The 3,853-nt window shown below is 68.8% G+C and carries 1 protein-coding gene; it reads right to left on the reverse strand.

All coding sequences use genetic code 11. The features are described from left to right. Positions 1-113 precede the first annotated feature (113 nt). The coding region (locus tag Q0716_RS05445; RefSeq protein ID WP_299020578.1) for an EAL domain-containing protein at positions 114-3,853 on the reverse strand (3,740 nt) is incomplete at its 5' end.

Below are 3,853 nucleotides of genomic sequence, written 5' to 3' on the forward strand. Positions count from 1 at the left end.
GGGGTCGTGGTGGCGTTCTTGTGCAGTCGAACCATCATGACTTTTGCCTCCGTAGCTCCTCGATCAGCTCACGCATCGTCTCGCGACCTATGAATAATGCACGACGTCGCGGATCAATGCAATCGTCCGGGACCTGACACATAGTAAAAGCCTTGGACATCCAGCGGCGCGTGCGGCCGCAGGAATGCCAACTGGGTAGCCGTCTCCACGCCCTCGACGACGACGCGTGCGTGCAGCGCCTCGGCGATTTCCAGCACCGCGGTCACGATGCGCTCGCTCGGCCCGCCCGTGCCGACGTGGTCGGTGAAGCGTTTGTCGACCTTGAGCTCGTCCACCGGCGTGCGCAGCAGATAGGCCAGGCTCGAATACCCGGTGCCAAAGTCGTCCAGCGCGACCCAGGCGCCACCCTCGCGCACGCGCTGCAGCCAGCCCAGGCTCGACGGGCTGTCGGCCATCCAGACCGATTCGGTTACCTCGATCGTCAGATGAGGCAGCGCTGCGCGGTGCTCGTCGAGCCAGTCGTGCAGCGCCGGGTCGCCAAACTGCGACGCCGAAACATTGATCGCGAGTCGAAACCCGGTGCCCCAGCGCCGTCCGGCCTCGGTGGCCAGGCGAGCCCCCTCGCGCAGCGCCCAGGCGCCGATGCGGCGGATCTGACCGCTGGCCTCGGCGACGGGGACGAATTCTGCCGGTGACACGAAGCCGCGCTGCGGATCGCGCCAGCGCAGCAGCACCTCGGCCCCGCGCACACGCTCCTCGGGCAGGGCGATCACGGGTTGCAGGTGCAACTCGAACTCCCCTTGCGCCAGGGCACGCTCCAGCCCGGCTTTCAGCGCCGCGACGTGCCGCGCCCGGCTTTCCATCTGTGGCGAATAAAAACGCATGCGGTCGCGCCCGCCATTCTTGGCCGAGTACATCGCCGTGTCGGCCATGCGCAGCAGCTCGTCGACCGTTTCGCCGTCGCTGGGGTAGGCCGCGATGCCAATGCTCGCGCTCAAGCGCAGCGCATTGCCACGCGCGTGGAACGGCTGGCGCAGCGCGCTCAGCAGGGCGTCCGCGACGCGCTCGACGACTAGTGGCGACTCGGCCCCCTCGATCAGCGCCACGAACTCGTCACCGCCGAAGCGCGCCACGGTGTCGTTGGTGCGCATGGCGCGCCGGATGCGCCCTGCCGCCTCGATGAGCACCTCGTCACCCAGATCGTGGCCATGGATGTCGTTGACCTCCTTGAAACCGTCGAGATCCAGAAACAGCACGTAAACCGGACGCGATTCGCGTTGCGCGCGCAGCAGAGCCTGCTCCAGCCGGTCACGGTACAGGTTGCGGTTGGGCAGGCCCGTGAGCGCGTCGAAGTTGGCTTGGCGAAAGATCGTTTGCTCGCGTGCCTTGGCTTCTTCGATGTTTTCCAGTAACACGACCACCAAGTCGCCCGGTGGTTGGGGGTGGCGGGCCAGCGACAGGTATTGACGCGTCCAGCGCAACGAGCCGTCGCGGCCCTGGAGCCGCTGCTCCAGCGCCATGGGTGTGTGCCCGGCCAGCAACGCCTGCCATTGCTGCTGGATGGCGTCGCGGTCGTCGGGATGGATCCAGTCCAGCCAGCGGGACCCGCGCAGCAGGGTGTCGTCGGCTGCCAGGCGGATGGCCAGGGCACGGTTGCATTCGGCGATCGTTCCTTGGGGGTCGCAGACGACGACGCCGATACTGGGGTTGTCCCAAACCGCCTGCAGGCGTGCTCGCGCCTCGTGTTCGCGGGCCTCCAGCGCCACCATGTCGGTCACGTCCAGCAGCGACGCCGCCACCAGGCGTGGCCCCGCCGGGTCGAGGCTGACACGCGACGCCCGCTCTTGTACGTGCCGCCACTGCCCGTCGGGGGTGCGCAGCCGGTAGCGCTGTGTCCACTCGTTCTTGCGCTCGTCGTGCCAGCAGGCCAGCACGCGCCCCTGGTCGGCGGGGTCGATGGCCTCGATCAGGCTCGCCAGATTGTCCGCAGGCGCCAGTGGCGCGGGCAGCCACTCCAGGAGCCGGTGCGACGCGTACACCAAGCGCCCGCGGCCGGGGTCGTGCAGCAGCACGGCCTCATGCAGGGCGTCGGTCAGGGCGCTCAGGCGCGCTTGCAGCTCCAGCCGGGCTTGTTCGGCGTGGCGCAGCGCCGTCAGGTCGGTCAGGGCGATCACGTAGCCCGTGCGCTCGTCGTGCGTGTGCCAGGGCGTGGCCTGTAGCCACAGCCGCGACTGTGGCAGCTCCAGGCCACCGTGCCAGGGGCCCGGTCGTGCCTGCATGACGTGGGCGACCAGCTCCGGCGGCCAGGCGAAGCGCCGCTCGTCGAATTGCCAGGACATTCCCAGTTGCGACTCGCGCAGGCCCAGCAGATCCGCGGCGGCCTGGTTGAAGCGCAGCAGGCGGCGCTCGTGGTCCAGCACCAGCAAGGCGGTGCCGGCACTCTCTTGCACCGCGTGCAGCAACTCGTTGAGTTGCTGCTGTTCGCGCAGCGAGCGGTCGAGTTCTTCATTGAGTGTGCGCAGCTCCTCATTGGAGGCTTCAAGCTCCTCGTTCGACGCCTCCAGTTCCTCGTTGGCGGCTTCCAACTCTTCGGTGGTGACGCTGAGGGCCTCGTTGAGTTGCTGCAACTGACGCTGGCTATGCTCCAGGGCATCGACCAGCGACTCGAGCCGCTCTTGCTGCAGGCGCTGGGCTTCGTTCGGGCCCAGCGTTGCCACCGCGGCGTTGCCGTCGTCGCTGCGCAGGGGGCTGAAACTGACGATCAGATAGCTGGCGCCGCCCACCTGCAGGTGCGTGCCTTCGAGCACACGTGTCGGCTGTTCCGGCAAGGGCGGCAGGGGGATGCGCAGCGACGCCTCCTGCCCTTCGAGCAGGCGGTGCTGCGCGAGCATGACGTCGCGCCGCCACGCGGCAGGCACCAGGTTGGCAAGGGTCAGCTCGATCGTCGGGCCCGCTGGCCAGTGCATCAGTGCGTCCATGGTGCCGACCACGTGCAGTGGGTGCCCGTCACGGTCGGTCAGCACCGTGGGGGGCGCGTGGCGCTGCACCAGATGCTGCAGCAGCCGTTCACGCAAATCGCCTTCAAGCCGATCGACGGGGCGCAGTTGCGGCAGCACCGTGCGCCCGCTGGCCTCGGGCGCGCGGCTGGCGGCCCGGCGCGCCCGCGCCGGTGGCGACGGCGGCGCGGTGCCGCCGTCGCCCCGTTTGCGCCACACGTGTTCCTGGATCGAGACCGACGCAAACAGCGAGCGCGTCGCTGCCGTCAGTGCCTCGGAGCGGCCCAGCATCAGCAGGCCGTCGGGCAGCAGCGCGTGGTGGAGGCGCCGCAGCACCTCGTCCTTGGCGGCGCCCTTCAGATAGATCAGGACGTTGCGGCACGCCACCAGATCCATGCGCAAAAAGGGCAGGTCTTGCAGCACGTCGTGACGGGCAAAGAGGCAGTGACGGCGCAGTTCTTGGTTGACCCGCAGCGTGTGGCCGATGCGGCTGAAGTGGCGCTCACGCCACGCCGCGGGCAGGTGCTGGGCACTGGCCTCGTCGAAAACGCCGCTGCGGGCTTGGTCCAGCGCGGCGGCGTTCACGTCGGTTCCCAGCACCATCCAGTCCAGCGTCAGATCGAGCTCGCGCAGCAGCTCGTCGGTGAGCATGGCCAGGCCATAGACCTCTTCGCCGCTGGAGCACCCCACGGACCACAAGCGCAACTTGGTGGCGCCGGCAGCAGCGCGCTGGCGGATGTATTCGCGCCAGGCCACGCGCAGGGCTGCGAATGCCGACGGGTTGCGCAGCCACTCGGTGACACCGATCGTGACCGATTGCTGCAACGCCTGCAGCAGCTGGGGGTCGCGCTCCAGTG

The sequence above is a fragment of the uncultured Tepidimonas sp. genome (assembly GCF_938045175.1).
In the GTDB taxonomy this organism is placed as follows: domain Bacteria; phylum Pseudomonadota; class Gammaproteobacteria; order Burkholderiales; family Burkholderiaceae_C; genus Tepidimonas.